Source organism: Hyalangium versicolor, from assembly GCF_020103695.1.
GTDB lineage: Bacteria > Myxococcota > Myxococcia > Myxococcales > Myxococcaceae > Hyalangium > Hyalangium versicolor.
The window spans coordinates 13,039-30,310 of the sequence record NZ_JAHXBF010000019.1; the positions used below are offsets into that span (position 1 = coordinate 13,039).

12 protein-coding genes are annotated in these 17,272 nt (G+C 66.4%); 10 read left to right on the top strand and 2 right to left on the bottom strand.

Going from position 1 to position 17,272, the window contains the following annotated elements:
- Positions 1 to 6 precede the first annotated feature (6 nt).
- Positions 7 to 939: a LysR family transcriptional regulator gene (locus tag KY501_RS34215; RefSeq protein ID WP_224367896.1), complete on the top strand. Its 933-nt coding sequence runs from the start codon at positions 7 to 9 to the stop codon at positions 937 to 939.
- 161 nt (positions 940 to 1,100) lie between these two features.
- Here the strand turns inward: KY501_RS34215 and KY501_RS34220 are convergent, their stop codons facing one another.
- Positions 1,101 to 3,749: an alpha-amylase family glycosyl hydrolase gene (locus KY501_RS34220; protein ID WP_224367897.1), complete on the bottom strand. Its 2,649-nt coding sequence runs from the start codon at positions 3,747 to 3,749 to the stop codon at positions 1,101 to 1,103.
- A gap of 118 nt (positions 3,750 to 3,867) precedes the next feature.
- Between KY501_RS34220 and KY501_RS34225 the strand changes: the two genes are divergently transcribed.
- Genes KY501_RS34225 through KY501_RS34235 form a run of 3 tightly spaced genes read left to right on the top strand, consistent with a single transcriptional unit; the run spans position 3,868 to position 7,088 of the window.
- Positions 3,868 to 4,719, top strand: a complete 852-nt coding sequence (locus KY501_RS34225; protein WP_224367898.1) for a hypothetical protein — start codon at positions 3,868 to 3,870, stop codon at positions 4,717 to 4,719.
- A gap of 20 nt (positions 4,720 to 4,739) precedes the next feature.
- Entirely contained in the window at positions 4,740 to 5,423 is a 684-nt protein-coding gene (locus KY501_RS34230) for a hypothetical protein (RefSeq protein WP_224367899.1), read from the top strand.
- Between the two features lie 9 nt (positions 5,424 to 5,432).
- Positions 5,433 to 7,088 (top strand): alkaline phosphatase D family protein, encoded by a 1,656-nt coding sequence (locus KY501_RS34235; RefSeq protein WP_224367900.1) that lies wholly within the window; start codon positions 5,433 to 5,435, stop codon positions 7,086 to 7,088.
- A gap of 49 nt (positions 7,089 to 7,137) precedes the next feature.
- Here the strand turns inward: KY501_RS34235 and KY501_RS34240 are convergent, their stop codons facing one another.
- Positions 7,138 to 9,603, bottom strand: coding sequence for a pectate lyase-like domain-containing protein (locus KY501_RS34240; RefSeq protein WP_373691671.1), 2,466 nt, complete (start codon positions 9,601 to 9,603; stop codon positions 7,138 to 7,140).
- Between the two features lie 514 nt (positions 9,604 to 10,117).
- Between KY501_RS34240 and KY501_RS34245 the strand changes: the two genes are divergently transcribed.
- Genes KY501_RS34245 through KY501_RS34270 form a run of 6 tightly spaced genes read left to right on the top strand, consistent with a single transcriptional unit; the run spans position 10,118 to position 17,257 of the window.
- Positions 10,118 to 11,827: an ABC transporter substrate-binding protein gene (locus KY501_RS34245; protein ID WP_224367902.1), complete on the top strand. Its 1,710-nt coding sequence runs from the start codon at positions 10,118 to 10,120 to the stop codon at positions 11,825 to 11,827.
- Between the two features lie 30 nt (positions 11,828 to 11,857).
- Positions 11,858 to 12,835: an ABC transporter permease gene (locus KY501_RS34250; protein ID WP_224367903.1), complete on the top strand. Its 978-nt coding sequence runs from the start codon at positions 11,858 to 11,860 to the stop codon at positions 12,833 to 12,835.
- Positions 12,836 to 12,858: 23 nt separating this feature from the next.
- Positions 12,859 to 13,806 (top strand): ABC transporter permease, encoded by a 948-nt coding sequence (locus tag KY501_RS34255; protein ID WP_224367904.1) that lies wholly within the window; start codon positions 12,859 to 12,861, stop codon positions 13,804 to 13,806.
- Positions 13,796 to 14,767 carry an ABC transporter ATP-binding protein gene (locus KY501_RS34260; RefSeq protein WP_224367905.1) on the top strand — a complete coding sequence of 324 codons (972 nt, stop codon included), beginning with the start codon at positions 13,796 to 13,798 and terminating at the stop codon, positions 14,765 to 14,767. Before KY501_RS34255 ends, KY501_RS34260 begins: the two co-directional genes overlap by 11 nt.
- Positions 14,764 to 15,909, top strand: coding sequence for an ABC transporter ATP-binding protein (locus KY501_RS34265; RefSeq protein ID WP_224367906.1), 1,146 nt, complete (start codon positions 14,764 to 14,766; stop codon positions 15,907 to 15,909). The genes KY501_RS34260 and KY501_RS34265 overlap by 4 nt, the downstream gene beginning before the upstream one ends.
- Complete coding sequence (locus tag KY501_RS34270; protein WP_224367907.1) at positions 15,884 to 17,257, top strand: GH1 family beta-glucosidase; 1,374 nt, start codon at positions 15,884 to 15,886, stop codon at positions 17,255 to 17,257. The genes KY501_RS34265 and KY501_RS34270 overlap by 26 nt, the downstream gene beginning before the upstream one ends.
- The last annotated feature ends 15 nt before the right edge of the window (positions 17,258 to 17,272 follow it).

Sequence of the window (17,272 nt, forward strand, 5' to 3'; positions counted from 1 at the left end):
GGCCTCATGTCTGATGCCATCACCCTGGACCAGCTCCGCGCCTTCATCACCGTGGTCGACGAGGGCAGCTTCTCCGCCGCGGGACGCAAGCTGCGGCGCGTGCAGTCGGCGGTGAGCCACTCCATGGCCACGCTCGAGACGCAACTGGGCGTGCGCATCTGGGACCGCTCCACCAAGATTCCGACCCTCACGCCGGAGGGCGGCACGCTGCTCACCGCGGCCCGGCGCATCTGCGCGGATGTGGATGCGCTCAAGCGGGTGGCCGAGGGGCTGGTGGGAGGCCTGGAACCCAGCGTCAGCCTGGCCGTGGATGTCATCCTTCCCAGCCGGGTGCTCGTAGAGCTGTGCCGGGAGTTCGCGCAGAAGTTCCCTACCGTCCAGCTCCGCCTGCACACGGACACGCTCTCGGCGGTGTCGGCGCTGGTGGTGGATGGAACCTGTCAGCTCGGAGTGGTCGGCCCGGCAGCCCATGCCCAGGGACTGGAGCGTCAGCACCTGGCCACGGTCCGGATGGTGCCGGTCGTCGCCAAGGAGCACCCACTCGCCCGGGTGAAAGGGCCGATCTCGACGCAGATGCTGGCCGAGCACGTCAACATCGTGCTGAGCGAACGGGGAGGCGCGCGCCAGACGCCCGATCAAGGCGTCCTGTCCTCCAACACGTGGCGCATCTCGGACCTGGGCACCAAGCATGCGCTCCTGCTCGGAGGACTGGGCTGGGGCAACCTGCCCGAGCACATGGTGCACGAGGATCTCGCCGCAGGCCGGCTGGTGCGCATCCAGCCCATGGCTTGGGGAGACGACGAGTGGGTCCTCTCGCTGTCCATCGTGCACCGCCCGGACCTGCTGAAGGGTCCCGCCACGCGCTGGCTGCTCCTGCGCATGGCCGAGCTGTACGTCCGAGACATCTCCGGCCCCGCCCCGAAGCGCAAACCCAGCTGAGCCGACTCCAGCGCCAGGACGTGCGCCGAGTCCTCGCTCCGTCCACCGGAGAGCCCCTGTCGGGCGCGGCCTGGCCGAACCTGTCTGCTAGTCCTACAGGTTCGGCATCACCGCTCCCGACAGGGGCTCCTGGCACGAGCGGCCCCTCGAGAGCACCCGGCTCAGGGGATTGTGAGCACGGGCGTGTCGTCCAGGATGATCGGATCCGCCGCGCCGTCTCCGCCCCAGAACTTCCACTGCTCGGCAGCGGGGACAAGGGGCCGGTAGCCACCATCGTAGTCCCAGGTGGTGACGTAGACCTTGGCGCCACTGAGGGAGGTCAGCCCCGCGAACAGCTCGCCCGGCAGCGTGAGGGTGACGGTGCTGGCGGCCACATCCACATCGATGGCGGCGGCAGGCGAGAACGGAGTGCCCTCGTTGGAGGCCGAGGCACCCTGTGAACTGAACAAGGTATTGGACCACCCATGGACACGGACCCGGTAGTCCCAGTTCATGCCCGTGGGGAGCGAGGCGTTCTGCTGAGGCATCACGGTGAGCCCGGTGCGGCCGGGCACGTCGATGAAGACGGTGAAGGCCACATGGTCGAAGCCATTCTGCGGGCTCCACACGGTGGTGATCGTCTTCGTCTGGAGGGTGAGCTTCAGCACATTGCCCGCGCCGAGCAGCGTCACACGGCGCAGATCGCCCTGGTGGTTGTCTCCCCAGGTGGAGTCCGTGGGGTAGTGGTAGCGGCCCTCGGGGCCCACGTCGTCGTCCGCCGGATCATCGTGGGTGAGGAGGGTCGAGAACACGCGGTGGACCTTGAAGGTGAGCGTCTCGGAGAGAACTTGGGGGTCCTCGGCCCAAGCCACGAGCGAGTGCTGGATATCCGGATCCACCATGCCAGCGACGCTGACGGTGGTGTGCCAGGAACCATCGGCCTGCACCGTCACCGGGAGCGCCGAGCCAAGCGCTCCATCCACCACCACCTTGAAGGAGGACACCTCTGTGGCGGTGCCGGACAGCTCGAAATCACCACCCACGGTGGCTCCATTGGTATTGGCCAGGGTGATGCGAGCCGTCTCGACACGAGGCAAAATCACCTGACCGGTGGGAGTGAACACCCGGGCCGCGCGAGCAGGCAGCGCGAGGGACAACTTGCCCCCACGCCCCGCGTAGACGTCCCCAGCCCCGTCCCCCAAGCTCGCGAGCAGCTTCAACTCACTGCCATCGGCCAGCCCCGTGTCCAGGTTGTCCAGCAGCACGTCCTCGTCCGCGGTGTTGAAGATGACGAAGGCCACCTGCCCCTCACCCTCCATCTTGTACACGAACACGCCGCTGCGAGCCTCGTTCTGCCGCAGCACGGTGGGAGCCCCATGGCGGAAGGCCACGTTCGCCTTGCGTAGGGCAGTCAGCTCATGGATGAGCGTGTACAGCGGAGCAGCGGTGTCGAAACGATCCCTGCCGCCGGAGCCGAAGCCCGCCTGGAACATGGAGCCGCGCTGCTCGGTGAAGCCCTGCTCGGTGCCGTAGTAGACAACGGGGATGCCCGGCACGGTCATCATGAACAGCAGCGCCTGCCGGAGCGCGGCCTCCGAGCCCCCAGCGAGGAAGCGGTCCACGTCATGGTTGTCCAGGAAGGTGGGCATCAGATGCGGCCGAGCAAACAGCGTCTGCGAATGCACCAGCCGGTGTGCCAACTCCGACGTCGGATGGCCCCGAGCCAAGACATCCCCGGCCGTGCGGTACAACGGGAAGTGGAGCATGCTGGTCAGCAGATCCTCGCCAGTGCTCGGGTCCTTCATGTACGAGGCTACCTTCTGCGAGGCAGTGTCCTCGAAGGGCTTGTCGGAGGTGTAGCCCTCACCGAACGCGAGGAAGCCGTCCTGCCCCAGGCTCCGGGCCTGCAAGAGGACACCCGGGTGGCTCGTGTCCTGCGAGTAGAGGAAGTCCTTGAAGAGCTCCGGCTGCACGTAGAAGGCGGTGTCCACGCGGAAACCATCGACGCCCACCTCTCGGAGCCAGAAGTCGTAGCTGTCCTTGAGGGCCGTGACGACCACGGGGTTCTCCGTGTTCAGGTCATCCAGGTCGGCCAGCTGCCAGGTCTTCTCCTGGGTGGAGTTGTTGTAGTCGGCAATCGTGGGCGTCCAATGAAAGATGTTGGCCTGGCGGTGCGAAGGGTTGGTGGGATCCCACTGGTCGAACGGTGCCTGCGTGGGTCCGCACTCAGGCTTCGCGGCGGTGTTGCGCACCACATGGGCCGTGACATCCGTGGGGTCGTAGGTGGTGTAGCGGAAGCAGTTGGCCATGTGGTTGAGGACGATGTCCTGCACCAGGTACATGCCTCGCGAGTGGAGGCTGCGGGACAGTTGCTGGTAGTCCGCCAACGTGCCCAGGTGGGGATCCACCTGGGTGAAGTTGCGCGCCCAGTAACCGTGATAGCCGCCGTAGTTCACGAGCGGATCCCACCACTGGTTCGCCACGGGCGGGGTGATCCACACAGCCGTGGCGCCCAGGCCCTGGATGTAGTCGAGCCGATTGAGGAGCCCCTTCAGGTCTCCACCGCTGTACTTCGCGCCATTGGCGGGATCGAACTCGCCAGCACCCTGGTTGTCGTTGCTCGGATCGCCGTTGGCGAACCGGTCCGTCATGACGAAGTAGATGATCTGGTCCCGCCAGTCCGGGGACGACACGTGGAGGAAATCCGGCGGAGGCGGCGGGGGCGGTTCGGGAGGAGGCTGCTCAACGGGCGGCTTCTCCTCGGACTTACAACCCAGAACGGTCACGGAGGCGCACACGAGCGCCAGGAACAAGGTGGGCAGAGAGCGCATGGGCGCACAGCCTATAGCGATGGAGCGCGCGGGGCCCAACCGGGTATACTCCGCTTGGCGGCCGGGCCTGATCCATCCCCCCTTGCGTGGCGAGGGCGGTCTTGAATCAGGGGTATTGATGCGACTCGTTTCCGTGGCGCGTTCCTTCCTCTCCGTCCTCTGCTGCACACTCCTGTGCTCCTGCGCCACGTCCCGTGGAGCCTCAGAGGACTCGGAGAACGAAGCGCTGGAGTCCTTCCTGGGCTCGAATCTCCCGAGCCTCGTGTGCGATGGGACCCGGCTCGTGGGAGCCACCTCCTTCTCCGAGACCTGCCTGCCCTCAGAGGGAGCCCCCCGCCTGACCATCGCCGGGCTCGAGCCGATGGCCACGCCGCTGCGTGAGTGCATCCTCACGGGTCTGCCCGTGGAGACCAGCCCGGCGGATCCCTCCGCGTGCCACCAGGGAGCAGCCCAGGTCCTCCAGGGCCGACTGCGCCAATTGGGCTGGCTGGAGGCGACGGTCTCTCCCGCCTCGGGCACCCCGAATGTGTCCGAGGCCTCGCTCACGATCCAGCTCGGGAGCCGCTACCGGATCGGCGCGCTCCACGTGGACCGGACCGAGCAAGGCGGGCGCGTAGCCTCGGAGCGCATCCTCTCGAAGGCCTACGCGGCGATTCCGGAGGACGCCTGGTTCACCTCGAGCGCCCTGGCGGCGATGCATTCGCGCGTCTACCAGATGAGGAAGTTCCGGGCGGTCTGGGTCATCGGCGGAGAACCGGACCCCCAGAACAAGATCGTCCCGGTGACAATCGACGTCTGGGAGAAGCCCCAGAAACCCAAGAAGCCAAAGGTGGCGCGCCACGAGAGGCCTCGGCCTCCACTCCCGGGACACTGCGCCCCGCGAAGCGCCATCTGCTTCAACGGCCGGGACTGCACCTACGACCAGCAGTCCGGCTGCACCATCTGCTCCTGCCGGCCCGCCTGCTGGTGAGCCGCCCGAGGTCCCCGCCTATGAAACGCACCCTGCCCCTCATCGCCGGCCTGATGCTGACGGCCTGTGCCAGCGCTCCCAAAACAGAGAACGCCTGGTGGAAGAGCCTCGACGACTCCGAGGAAGGCCGCTCGGAGGACACCCTCTCCTGCCGAGGCATCCGTTCGAGCGATGAACTCGACCGCCTCACGAACTGCTGGCCCGAGGGAACTCCCATGCTCGCCACCTCCCAGGTCCGGGGGCTCGAGGAGATGTCCCCCATCCTCCGGGAGTGCCTGCTCGCGGGCCTGCCCACCCTCGTGGCCGAGGGAGCCGACCGGGCACGCTGCCAGCAGGGCCTGGCGGATGTCATCGACCGCCGCCTCTACAAGCTCGGCTGGCTGAAATCGGAGGTGGTGCCCGAGGAAGCCACCGGCACGGACGCGACCTCCTCGCGGACGCTGGTCGCCGTCCAGCTCGGGAAGCGCTACCGGATCGGCCAGCTCTTCGTGGCCACGGGCCCCAGCCAGAAGGTGAACTCCAAGCGCATCATCAAGAAGGCACAGAAGGCCATCCCCAAGAGGCGCTGGTGCACACAAACGGCGCTGGAGGACATCCACCTGCGCGTGTACGACCCGTCGACGTTCGAGCAGGTCCAGGTCGCCCTCGGAGAGATCGACGACACGGCGGCGCGCGCCTCGGTCATCATCACCATCCAGGAGTGAACCGCCCTCATGGCCTTCCAATTCGACCGGCACTGCAAGCTGCTGGGCCCCTTCCTCGGCCACACGACCGACACGGAGACCCGCATCTGGCTGCACATGGCGGACCTGAAGCCCGGGGAGCGCCGCACGCTCTACGTCACGGTCCACCGGGGCCACCCCAGCGCCCGCGTCGAGCACCTGCTGCCCCTCGTCCTCTCCGAGGAGGAATGCGGCGTCGGAGTGGCCACCGTACCGGGGCTCCAGCCGGACACGCTCTACTTCTACCGGCTGTGGTGGGACGAAGCGCGGCTGGCGGAGGTCAACCTCCACGGATTGACGCACGAGGACACCTTCTTCCGGACCCTGCCCCGAGGCGGCTTCGAGCACCAGCTCGACTTCCTGGTGATGAGCTGCCACAACCCGGAGACGGCGGTCCGCGATGGCCAGAACGGCTTTGCTGTGTGGGCGGAGCTGCCGGCCATCATCTCGCACAACCGCAACGTCCGGTTCGCCCTGCTCATCGGCGATCAGATCTACGCGGACGACATCGAGCGCAAGGCGCAGCGGGAGAAGGACCCACGAAAGCGCGTGGGGCTCTACCTGGGCATGTACCGCAAGTACTGGAGCGACCTGCGCTACCGCCGGGTGCTCTGCCAGCTGCCGGCCTATCTGATGTGGGACGACCACGACATCACCGACGGCTGGGGCTCGCGGGAGGACTCCTTCGAGGACGCGCGCTCGGACGTCTTCACACAGAAGTGGCAGCGGATGTTCGTGTCCGCGCGGCAGGCCTTCCAGCACATGCAGGCCGCGCGCAACCCGCCGCCCCTGACCCCCGGCTACGAGCAGGGCTTCGACAACTGCTTCCGCGTGGGCCGGGCGGGCTTCGTGCTGGCGGATCTGCGCAGCAACCGGAACGTGCGCCAGGGGCGCATCTGGAAGGAGGAGCAGCTCGCGGCGGTGGAGCGCTGGGTGGCCTCGCAGCGTGAGCACCTGGATGTGCTCTTCTTCTGCAGCCCCGTCGTCTTCTCCCACGGGCACCAGGGGCTGGAGGCGATGATGCGCAGCGGCTGGCCCTACGTGCTCCAGTTCTTCTCGTGGCTGGGCTCACTGCGCTACGGAGGCGTCCGAAGCCTGGTGAGCAGCTTCCACAAGAACGTCGGCGACCTGCGGGACGACCTGAACGACAGCTGGGGCGCCGAGCCCAACCGGCGCGAGGCGGACCGGGTGCTCGACTTCCTCTTCAGCCTCCAGAACCCGCCGCATGGACAGCGTCCACTGAGCGTGGTGGTGCTGGCCGGAGACATCCACACCCCGGGCTACTCGACGCTGTACTCATCCAATCCAGCGCACGCCAAGCGCCCGTCGATTCCCCACGTGGTGGCGTCCCCTGTCTCCTACCAGCCCTTCAGCTGGATGGCGGAGGCGGTGTACCGGCGCCTCACGCGGGTGGTGACGCTGGGCGAGAAAGGCATCTACAGCGCGCAGGTGAGCCACCACTTCAGCCAGCGCAACGTGGTGGTGACCTCCCTGCGCAACGTGACTTCGGACGAGTGGCACCTCAAGGTGAAGTACTACCTGGAGGGCCACCCCGAACCGCGCATCCTGCTCTTCGACCTGCACCGCAGCTCGGGGCGTGAGGCCCTCTCCTGGCCCCACGCCGGCGATCTGAGCCTCTTCGGCTGAGCCTCGGGAGTCCCCCGCCCTCCCGGGCTCGAGCCAAAGAGTCACAATCTCAGTAGTACGCGTTGAACTCGCGCGCGGACCACCAGCTGGAGGCCGTGCCGGTCTGCACCACCTTGATGTAGCGGCCGCTCTTCGCCGAGAAGGTGATGGTCTGGACCGGGCCGCTGCCGGTGCCGCTGGCGACCACGCTGCCCCAGTTCGCCCCGTCGTTCGAGATATAGACTTCATACCCGCGGGCGTAGTCCGCGTCGCTGCCGGTGGAGTCCAGGACGATCTTGTTGAACGTCTTGGTCGCCTGCATGTCGACAACCAGGTACTGGCCGGGGACCATCGCCGCGCCCGTGCTCCAGCGCGTGGCCATGCTGCCGTCGAAGAGGCTCGACGGCACGTCACCGCTCGTCGGAGACGAGGTAGCCGTCCAACCCGTGCGAGACAGTGCCGTCCCCGTGCCACCGCCCGCCGGCGTGGTGACAGTGACGGTGCTGCTGGCCGCCGAGACGTTGCCCGCCGCATCCCGCGCCTTCACGGAGTAGCTGTACGTGGTCGAAGCCGCCAGGCCCGTGTCGCTGAACGAGTTCGTCGTCGTCGAGGCGATCTGCACCCCGGCGCGGAGGATGTCGTAGCCGCTGACGCCCACGTTGTCCGTGGAGGCAGTCCAGGTCAGGTTGACCTGGGTGCTGGACGAAGCGGAGGCGGCCAGGTTCGCCGGGGTGCTCGGAGCCTGGGTGTCGCCAGTGCTGGTGCCGGTGCCGGCGAACTCGGAGTAGGTCTGCCGCATGGAGTCGGCGGTGTTCCCATAGACGCGCCCACCCAGGTCGTTGACGATGTGGGTGATCTCGCTGCCAGCCACGCCGTTCAGCCAGATGGTCGTCAGGTGGTGGATCTTCACGCCCGTGACGTTGGGGACCTCGACGGCGCTGTTCAGCTTCACGGCCGCGTCGCGGAAGTAAGAGTACACGCCGACACCCCAGGCCTCGTGCGTGCTCACCGAGTCAGCCACCTTGTACGAGGCGTATCCGTTCACCGTGCCGTTCTTGCTCATCCACGACGCCTGGTTGGGCACGTCGTAGGGGATCTCGGACTGGTAGAAGTACACCCGACCGCCGTTGGCGTTCCACAGCGTCTGGTACTCGTTGTGGTGCTCGTTGAAGAGACCATAGATGGTCACATTGGCGCCGTTGACGACGAGGCCGTTCTTCGAGGTGTTGGAGGTCCACGCGGCGCCCGCGCCATGGTCCGCGCGCCACAGCCAGAAGTGGTCGCCAATCACGTTGTTGCTGTTGATCTTGATGCCCACCTCATTCTTGCCGTTGGTGGCGCCACCGGTCCGGACGGTGATGTCGTGCAGCGACGTGGGGTTGGAGGCGTGGTTGGCCGAGCTACCCGTGGGGCCCACCTCGAGGACAGAGGACGAGCTGGTCGCGCCCGCGTCGAAGAGCAGGCCGGCGATCTTCACGCCGTCCACGTCGGCCACGGAGAGGGCCGGCTTGCCCGTCGTCGGCACGAGGGTGGCGACGCCGATGCCCAGCACCACGGTGTTCGCGTTGTTGACCCGGATCGTGTCATTCAGCTGGTAGATGCCGGGGGTGAACAGGACGTGCTTGCCCGAGCTCAGCGCCGAGTTGATGGTGGCGGCCGTGGCCGTGCCCGCCTGGGCAATGTAGAACTGATCGATGGAGATGGACGTTCCCGGCGTGGCGCTGTTGGCCCAGCTCAGACCCGTGGTGTTCGTCTGCAGCGCGGGGACGAAGACGTTGTAGGCCCCGGTGTTGCTCACATAGAGGTAGGGCTTCTCACGGATGATCGGCGTGGTGGAGACCACCGTATAGGGGGGCTCGGGGAACGTGCCGGACGGCGTGTTGTTGCACCCCACGAACACCATGTTCCACACCGCGTTGTTCCAGCTGGTCCACGTGCTGTTGCGCGAGAGCCATTGCTGTTGCGAGGCGGGAACGACGATACCGTCCACCTTGGAGTCCGCCAGGAAGCCGCCGCTGGCCCAGCCCGCGTTCCAGTTGGCGTCGAAGTCGAACAGGTCCAGCTCGCCAACGATGTGAAGGCGGCGCAGCGGAGCAGCCTGGGAGACGGCGATCTGCGTCTTGCCGCTCGACGGGCTCAGCTTGAGGTTCTCGAGCGTGCGCCAGAAGTTCCGGGTGGCGTTGCCGTTGTCCCAGTCGGCGTTCACGTTGATGCCGCCGGTGACGTTCACATCCCCGGGGTTCTGCCCCAGGCCCGCCACGTGCGTATAGAAACCCACGTTGAAGTTGACGTTGTACGTGCCCGGCTTGAAGAGCAGCGCATAGCGGTTGGTGCTGAACTCCGCCGCCGCCTGCCCATTGAAGATGGTGGTACCGAGATTCGAGATGTCCGCGACCGGCATGCTCGTATCGAAGACATATACATTGGGGCCGAAGATGGTCTTGTTCGCATCGGCCACCGATGCGGCTTCTGAGACATTCGGATACATCGAATACAGACTGGCCGCGGCGGCCAACGCGGACATCGTTGAGGCCATGTTTCGGTTCATTGCCATCTCCCCGTGAAGAGCGCGGACACACCCCGGCCGGCTCCAGGTCTCCCTGGGGCTCCACATCCGCTGAGGCTTGAGGGTGTATTGCGCTGCGTCAAAGGCACCGGCTGTATCGGTATGCGCCGGCCACCTTAAAAACATATGTAGAGCTGATTACTCCGAAAGTAAAGCTTCTTTTGAAAGCGCCACCATAACAGTATGGCGGTAGGTCCCTCTGGGGCAGGTTGGACTCGCCCTCAATCCGAGTGAAGTGGGTTGAACGCGCTTTCATTCATGGTCATTATGCTTCGCACCGTGCGAATTGAGATAAGTCATCCATCGGACAGGGGGCCTGGCAGGTCTGATGCCCTCAGGGGGCAGCGACACCGGAAGCCCGTAACGCCATGCGTTGGATTAACGCCGTGCGTTGAAGACTGATAACGCTTTGCGTCGGAAAACGCTTGTCCTCGCAATGTGGGGAATAGCGTATATGGGGCCTCTCTCCACGAAGGAGTGATCCATGTCACGCCGGCTGCTGATGCTGTGCATCTCCCTGATGTCACTGGGGGGTCTCGTCCACTGTTCGAAGAGTTCTCAAGAGAGCAGCGCCCCATCTACGCCCGCGGCGGCTCCCGCGGCGGAGAAGGCAGCAGCTCCGAAGGCCACGGCCCTGACGGTCGTCCAAGAGCAGCAGGCCTCCTGGGTCCGCAACTTCAACCCGCTGATCGCTCCCGGCACCGCGCGCTGGCCCACCCGCGCCGGCGTCTACGAGCCGCTCATGGTGTACAACACGCTCAAGGGCGAGTTCGTCCCCTGGCTGGCGCAGAAGTACGAGTGGAGCCCGGACAACAAGAAGCTCACCCTGACCCTGCGCCCCGGCGTGAAGTGGTCGGACGGCCAGCCCTTCAGCGCCAAGGACGTGGCCTTCACCTTCGAAGTCCTCAAGAAGCACAAGGCCCTGGATTTCGCGGCCGTCTGGGCCTTCCTCGAGTCGGTGCAGGCCAAGGATGACACGACGGTCGAGTTCAACCTCTCGCGCCCCTTCGTCCCCGGCCTCGTCTACATCGTCCACCAGCCCATCGTCCCCGAGCACAAGTGGAAGGACGTGGAGGATCCGGTCACCTACAAGAACGAGAACCCGGTGGCCACGGGCCCCTTCACCGAGGTGAAGGTGTTCCAGAACCAGGTCTTCGAGCTGGGCCGCAACCCCAACTACTGGCAGCCGGGCAAGCCCGCCATCGAGAGCCTGCGCTTCCCCGCCTACCCGGGCAATGACCAGGCGAACCTGGCGCTGCTCACCGGCGAGCTGGACTGGGCTGGCAGCTTCGTGCCCGACATCGAGCGCGTCTTCGTCGCCAAGGATCCGGAGAACAACCACTACTGGTTCCCGCTGGTCGGCAACACCACGACGCTCTACGTCAACACCACCAAGAAGCCCTTCGATGACGTGCGCGTGCGCAAGGCCATCAGCATGGCCATCGACCGCGATCAGATCGTCAAGGTGGCCATGTATGGCTACACGAGGCCCGTGGACTCCACCGCGCTCAGCGACGCCCACAACAGCTGGCGCAACCCCGAGGCCGTGGCGGCGGGCGGCTGGACGAAGCTGGACGTGGCCAAGGCCAACGCACTGCTCGACGAGGCTGGCCTCAAGAGGGGCGAGGATGGCATCCGCGTGGGGCCGGACAAGAAGCCCCTGAAGTATGACATCAACGTCGTCACCGGCTGGTCGGACTGGGTGCGCGCGGTGCAGATCATCGCCCAGAACCTCAAGCAGGTGGGCATCGACGCCTCCGTCAAGACGCTCGACTTCAGCCCCTGGTTCGAGAAGCTCCAGAAGGGCGAGTTCGACATCAGCATGGGGTGGACGTCGGAAGAGCCGACACCTTATCATTTCTACCGTGACCTCATGGGTACCGAGACGCTCAGGCCCGTGGGAGAGATTGCCGCCCGGAACTGGGACCGTTTTGCAAGCAAGGAGGCTGACGCGCTGCTGCACGCCTTCGAAGTCACGAGCGACTTCGCGGAGCAGAAGAAGATCGCCGGGCAGCTCCAGATGCTGTTCGTGCAGAACGCGCCGACGATCCCCCTCTTCCCGGGCCCGTCCTGGGGTGAGTACAGCACGCGCCGCTTCACGGGCTTCCCGAACAAGGACAACCCGTACGCGAAGCTGACGCCCAACAGCCAGCCGGAGCACCTGTTCCTGCTGGTGGAAGTGAAGCCCAAGTAGCACCCCCCGCGTGAGAGAGGCCCACGAACCGTGCGACACCTGCTTCGAAACCTGGGCCTCTACGCGATCGCCGCGTGGGCCTCTCTAACGCTCAATTTCCTCATCCCGCGACTCATGCCGGGCGATCCCGCCTCGGCCATGTTCGCGCGCTTCAGGGGCGAGCTGCAGCCCGAGGCCATGGACGCGCTGCGCGCCGCCTTTGGCTTCACCAACGAGCCGCTCTGGAAGCAATACCTCACCTACGTGGCCCACCTCTTCAAGGGGGACATGGGCCTGTCCGTCGCCTACTTCCCCGCGAAGGTGACGGAGGTCATCGCCACGGGCCTGGGCTGGACGCTCCTGCTGGCGGGCGTGGCCGTCATCATCAGCTTCGCGCTCGGGACGATGCTCGGAGTGATCGCCACGTGGCGGCGCGGCGGCTGGCTGGACTCGGTGGCGCCCCCGGTGCTCGTCTTCCTGGGAGCGTTCCCCTACTTCTGGCTGGCGATGCTGCTGCTCTACGGGCTGGGCTTCGTGGCTGGCCTCTTCCCGGTCCGCCATGCCTACAGCGACACGCTCGCGCCCGCCTTCACCGGCGAGTTCATCCTCAGCGTGGCCCACCACATGGTGCTCCCGGCCACGGCGATCGTCATCGCGTCGCTCGGAGGCTGGATGCTCAGCATGCGCAGCACCATGGTCGGCGTGCTCGCCGAGGACTACATCACCATGGCGAACGCCAAGGGCCTCTCCCAGTGGCGCATCATGTTCCACTACGCCGCTCGCAACGCGCTGCTGCCGAACGTCACCGGCTTCGGCATGGCGCTGGGCTTCGTCCTCTCGGGCTCGCTGCTGACGGAGAAGGTCTTCTCGTACCCCGGACAGGGCTACCTGCTCATCCAGGCGGTGCGCAACCAGGACTATCCCCTCATGCAGGGCATCTTCCTGACCATCACCTTCGCCGTGCTGGCCGCCAACCTGCTCGTGGACATCGTCTACGTCTGGCTCGATCCTCGGGCACGCAGCAACTGACGGAAGGAAACGGGGGACCTGGAATGCCATCCACGCATCAAGTCCGGAAGCCTCGCTCGGGGTTCATCTGGCAGTTGCTCGAGAACCGCAAGGCGTTGGCCGGTGCGGTGCTCATCCTCCTCTTCCTGCTGCTGGCCCTCCTCGGGCCGGTGCTCATGCCGGGAGACGCGTCCGCCTTCGTGGGCCCACCCAGCCAGCCGCCCTCCTCTGAGTTCCTCCTGGGTACCACCGCGCAGGGCCAGGACGTGCTCATGCAGACGATCGTCGGGGCGCGCACCTCGCTCATGGTGGGGTTCCTGACGGGCCTCATCGTGATGGTGATCGGCGCGCTGGTCGGCATGGCCGCCGGGTTCCTCGGCGGCTGGGTCGACAGCGTCCTGTCGTTCCTCACGAACATCTTCCTGATCATGCCCGGGCTGCCCCTGGCCGTGGTGATCGCGGCGTACCTGAAGCCCGGGCCCGTCACCATCGGGCTCGTGCTGGTCATCACCGGGTGGGCGTGGAACGCGCGCCTGCTGCGCGCGCAGATCCTCTCGCTGCGGGAGAAGGACTTCGTCCTGGCCTCCATCGTGAGCGGCGAGGGGCGCTTCCGGATCATCTTCCGGGAGATCCTCCCCAACATGACGTCGCTGCTCATGAGCGGCTTCATCTCCGCCACGGTCTACGCGATCGGCGCGGAAGTGGGGCTCGAGTTCCTGGGCCTGGGCGACGTGAGCACGGTGACGTGGGGCACCAACCTCTACTGGGCCTCGAACGATGCGGCCATGCTGACGGGGGCCTGGTGGACCGTCGTACCCACGGGCCTGTGCGTCGCGCTCGTCGGGTTCGCGCTCGTGCTCGTCAACTTCGCCATCGACGAGATCACCAACCCCCGGCTGAGGTCCGAGCGGAGCTGGACGCAGATGCTGAAGAGCAACAACCTGGAAGGGGGGCTGACGACCCCTGTGGTGAGGGCCCATCATGGACACTAAGCCCTCGACGTTGCTCTCGGTGAGGGACCTCCGGGTCGAGTACCTCACGCCCGCGGGCCCCGTGTGCGCCGTGGATGGCGTCTCGTTCGACATCGGCAAGGGCGAGGTGCTCGGGCTGGCCGGAGAGTCGGGCAGCGGCAAGTCCACCGTGGCGCAGGCCATCCTGCGCATCCTGCGGCCCCCCGCCGTCATCACCGGTGGGCAGGTGCTCTTCGAAGGTGAGGACATCCTCGGCATGAACGAGGAACAGTTGCGCAAGCTGCGCTGGCGCAAGGTGTCCCTCGTCTTCCAGAGCGCGATGAACTCGCTCAATCCCATCCTCACGATTGGCGACCAGATCGTGGATGCGATCCAGGCCCACCAGCCGGTGAAGCGCTCGGACGCCATGGATCGCGCCGTAGCGCTGCTGAAGCTCGTGGGCATCGACAGCTCGCGGCTCACCAGCTATCCGCACCAGCTCTCGGGCGGCATGCGGCAGCGCGTGGTCATCGCCATCGCGTTGGCGCTCGATCCGCCGCTGATGCTCATGGACGAGCCAACCACGGCGCTCGACGTGGTGGTGCAGAAGGAGATCCTCCACCAGGTCGCCGAACTCAAGGACAAGCTCGGGTTCTCGATCCTGTTCATCACGCATGATCTCTCGCTGATCCTCGAGTTCTCCACGCGCATCGCCGTGCTCTACGCGGGCAAGCTCGTGGAGATGGCGCCTTCGAAGGAGCTCTTCCACACGCCCCGGCACCCGTACACCCAGGGGCTGCTGGGCTCGGTCCCCTCCGTCCGAGGCCCGCGCAGGAAGCTGGTGGGTATCCCAGGCTCGCCCCCGGACATGCGGAAGCTCCCCGTGGGGTGCCGCTTCCATCCCCGTTGCCCGTCAGCGACGGACCGCTGCCGGACCGATGCACCCGAGCTGCGCCGGCTCGGTCCCGACCACATCGAGGCCTGCCACCTGGAGTCCGCATGACGACCGACCTTCGGCAGCATCAGCCGATCCTCGAGGCGAAGGCCCTCAGCAAGTACTTCCATGTGGGCGGTGGCTTCCGGCCGAAGCAGCTTCGCGCGCTCCACGAGGTCTCCTTCGCCTTGGGAGTCCGGCAGGTGGTGGCGCTCGTCGGCGAGTCCGGCAGCGGCAAGAGCACCATCGCCCGGCTCCTGGTGCGGCTCATGGAACCGTCGTCCGGGAAGATCATCTTCCGCGGCCGGGACATGCTCCAGGAGGAGCCGAAGCAAGCCTCGCTCGACTATCGATCGCAGGTGCAGATGATCTTCCAGGACCCGTTCGGCTCGCTGAACCCGGTCCACACCATCGGCAGCCACCTCGAGCGGCCGCTGCTCCTCCACGGGAAGGCGAAGTCCGGTCCGGAGCTGAAGGACCGCGTGCATGAGCTGCTGACGACCGTGGACCTGAACCCCGCGGCCGAGCTCGCGGCCCGCTATCCGCACCAGCTCTCGGGCGGACAGCGTCAACGCGTGGCCATCGCTCGAGCGCTGGCGCCGGGCCCCTCGGTGATCCTGGCCGACGAGCCGATCTCCATGCTGGACGTCTCCATCCGCGTCGGCGTCCTGAACCTGATGGAGCGGCTCAAGGAGGAGCGGGGCATCTCGTATCTGTACATCACGCACGATCTGGCGAGCGCGCGCTACTTCGCGGACCGGACGATGGTGATGTACGCGGGCAACATCGTGGAGTCCGCGCCGAGCGAGGAGCTGATGCAGAGGCCGGCGCACCCCTACACGCAATTGCTGCTGTCCGCCGTGCCCGACCCGAACGGCTCGATGAGCAGCGAGCTGAAGGCGAAGTCCGGCGCGCCGAAGCTGATCAACCCTCCGCCCGGCTGTCCGTTCGCGGACCGGTGCCCGAGCGTCATGGCGGTGTGCCGTCAGGAGATGCCCGCCTCCACGACGCTCGGCCAGGATCGCTGGGTGCGCTGTCACCTGTACGGGAAGAACTCCGCCTCCAGCACGGTGGGCTCACAGGAATTGAACAGTGACACTCCCATGACCGTCCCCGTGGAAAACGCGGCCATCGGCGAGCACAGTTCCGTGATGAGATTGGCTGAACCGAGGTCCCACACACATCATGACGATCATCCGATTTCCCAATGAGTTCGCCTGGGGCGCCGCCACCTCCTCCTATCAAATTGAAGGAGCAGCCACGGAGGACGGGCGCAGCGAATCCATCTGGGATCGTTTCTCGAAGACGCCGGGCAAGGTGGAGGACGGCACCAACGGCGATGTGGCCTGCGACCACTATCACCGCTTCCGCGACGACGTGGCGCTGCTGAAGAGCCTGGGCATCAAGCACTACCGCTTCTCCGTCGCGTGGCCGCGCGTCATCCCCACCGGCCGCGGCAAGGTGAACCAGGCCGGCCTGGACTTCTATGGCCGCCTGGTGGACGCGCTGCTCGAGGCGGGCATCGAGCCCTACGTGACGCTGTACCACTGGGACCTGCCCCAGGTGCTCCAGGATGAGGGCGGCTGGGCGCGCAGGCCGACCGCGGAGGCGTTTGTCGATTACTCGCGCGTCGTGGCGCGCGCCCTGGGCGACCGGGTGAAGAAGTGGATCACCCACAACGAGCCCTGGTGCGCCAGCATGCTGAGCTACTGGGAGGGCCGTCACGCGCCGGGGCTCAAGGACTACCGCGCGGCGCTCGCGGCGAGCCACCACCTGCTGCTGTCCCACGGACTGGCAGTCCCCGTCATCCGAGCCGAGAGCCCGGGCTCCGAGGTCGGCATCACGCTGAACCTGACGCCCACCGAGCCGGCCTCTCCGAGCGCGGCGGACCACGACGCGGCCCGGCACTTCGACGGCTACTTCAACCGCTGGTTCCTCGACCCGCTCTTCGGGCACCACTACCCGGCCGACATGGTCGCCGACCACATCGCAGCCGGGCACCTGCCGCCCGAGGGCTTCACCGAGGTCAAGCCAGGGGACCTCGAGGCCATCGCGGCGAAGTGCGACTTCCTGGGCATCAACTACTACAACCGCACGGTCATGCGGAGCGGCAAGGTGCCGGAGGCGCAGAACGAGCCTCGCACGGTGTTCCTCGCGCCCGAGAAGGAATGGACCGACATGGGCTGGGAGGTCCACGCCAATGGCCTCCGGGACATCCTGACGCGGGTCCACCTCGAATACCGGCCGCGGAAGATCTACGTGACGGAGAACGGCGCGAGCTACGCGACGGCTCCTGGTCCGGATGGTCGGGTGAAGGATGAGAAGCGGCTGGCCTTCCTCCGAGACCACTTCGTCGCGGCCCACCGCGCGATGGAGAGCGGCGTCCCGCTGGCGGGTTACTTCGTGTGGTCGCTGATGGACAACTTCGAGTGGGACCGCGGCTACTCACAGCGCTTCGGCATCGTCTGGGTGGACTACAAGACCCAGCAGCGCATCCCCAAGGACAGCGCGCTCTGGTACCGCGGCGTCATCGCGGAGAACGCGGTGTCGGTACCCTGAACCCTGCCGGTGTCT

Coding starts and splice junctions, on each gene's coding strand:
- KY501_RS34270 (WP_224367907.1), top strand. CDS start 15,884: ATGACGATCATCCGATTTCCCAATGAGTTCGCCTGGGGCGCCGCCACC.
- KY501_RS34235 (WP_224367900.1), top strand. CDS start 5,433: ATGGCCTTCCAATTCGACCGGCACTGCAAGCTGCTGGGCCCCTTCCTC.
- KY501_RS34240 (WP_373691671.1), bottom strand. CDS start 9,603: ATGGCCTCAACGATGTCCGCGTTGGCCGCCGCGGCCAGTCTGTATTCG.
- KY501_RS34220 (WP_224367897.1), bottom strand. CDS start 3,749: ATGCGCTCTCTGCCCACCTTGTTCCTGGCGCTCGTGTGCGCCTCCGTG.
- KY501_RS34245 (WP_224367902.1), top strand. CDS start 10,118: ATGTCACGCCGGCTGCTGATGCTGTGCATCTCCCTGATGTCACTGGGG.
- KY501_RS34260 (WP_224367905.1), top strand. CDS start 13,796: ATGGACACTAAGCCCTCGACGTTGCTCTCGGTGAGGGACCTCCGGGTC.
- KY501_RS34255 (WP_224367904.1), top strand. CDS start 12,859: ATGCCATCCACGCATCAAGTCCGGAAGCCTCGCTCGGGGTTCATCTGG.
- KY501_RS34230 (WP_224367899.1), top strand. CDS start 4,740: ATGAAACGCACCCTGCCCCTCATCGCCGGCCTGATGCTGACGGCCTGT.
- KY501_RS34265 (WP_224367906.1), top strand. CDS start 14,764: ATGACGACCGACCTTCGGCAGCATCAGCCGATCCTCGAGGCGAAGGCC.
- KY501_RS34225 (WP_224367898.1), top strand. CDS start 3,868: ATGCGACTCGTTTCCGTGGCGCGTTCCTTCCTCTCCGTCCTCTGCTGC.
- KY501_RS34215 (WP_224367896.1), top strand. CDS start 7: ATGTCTGATGCCATCACCCTGGACCAGCTCCGCGCCTTCATCACCGTG.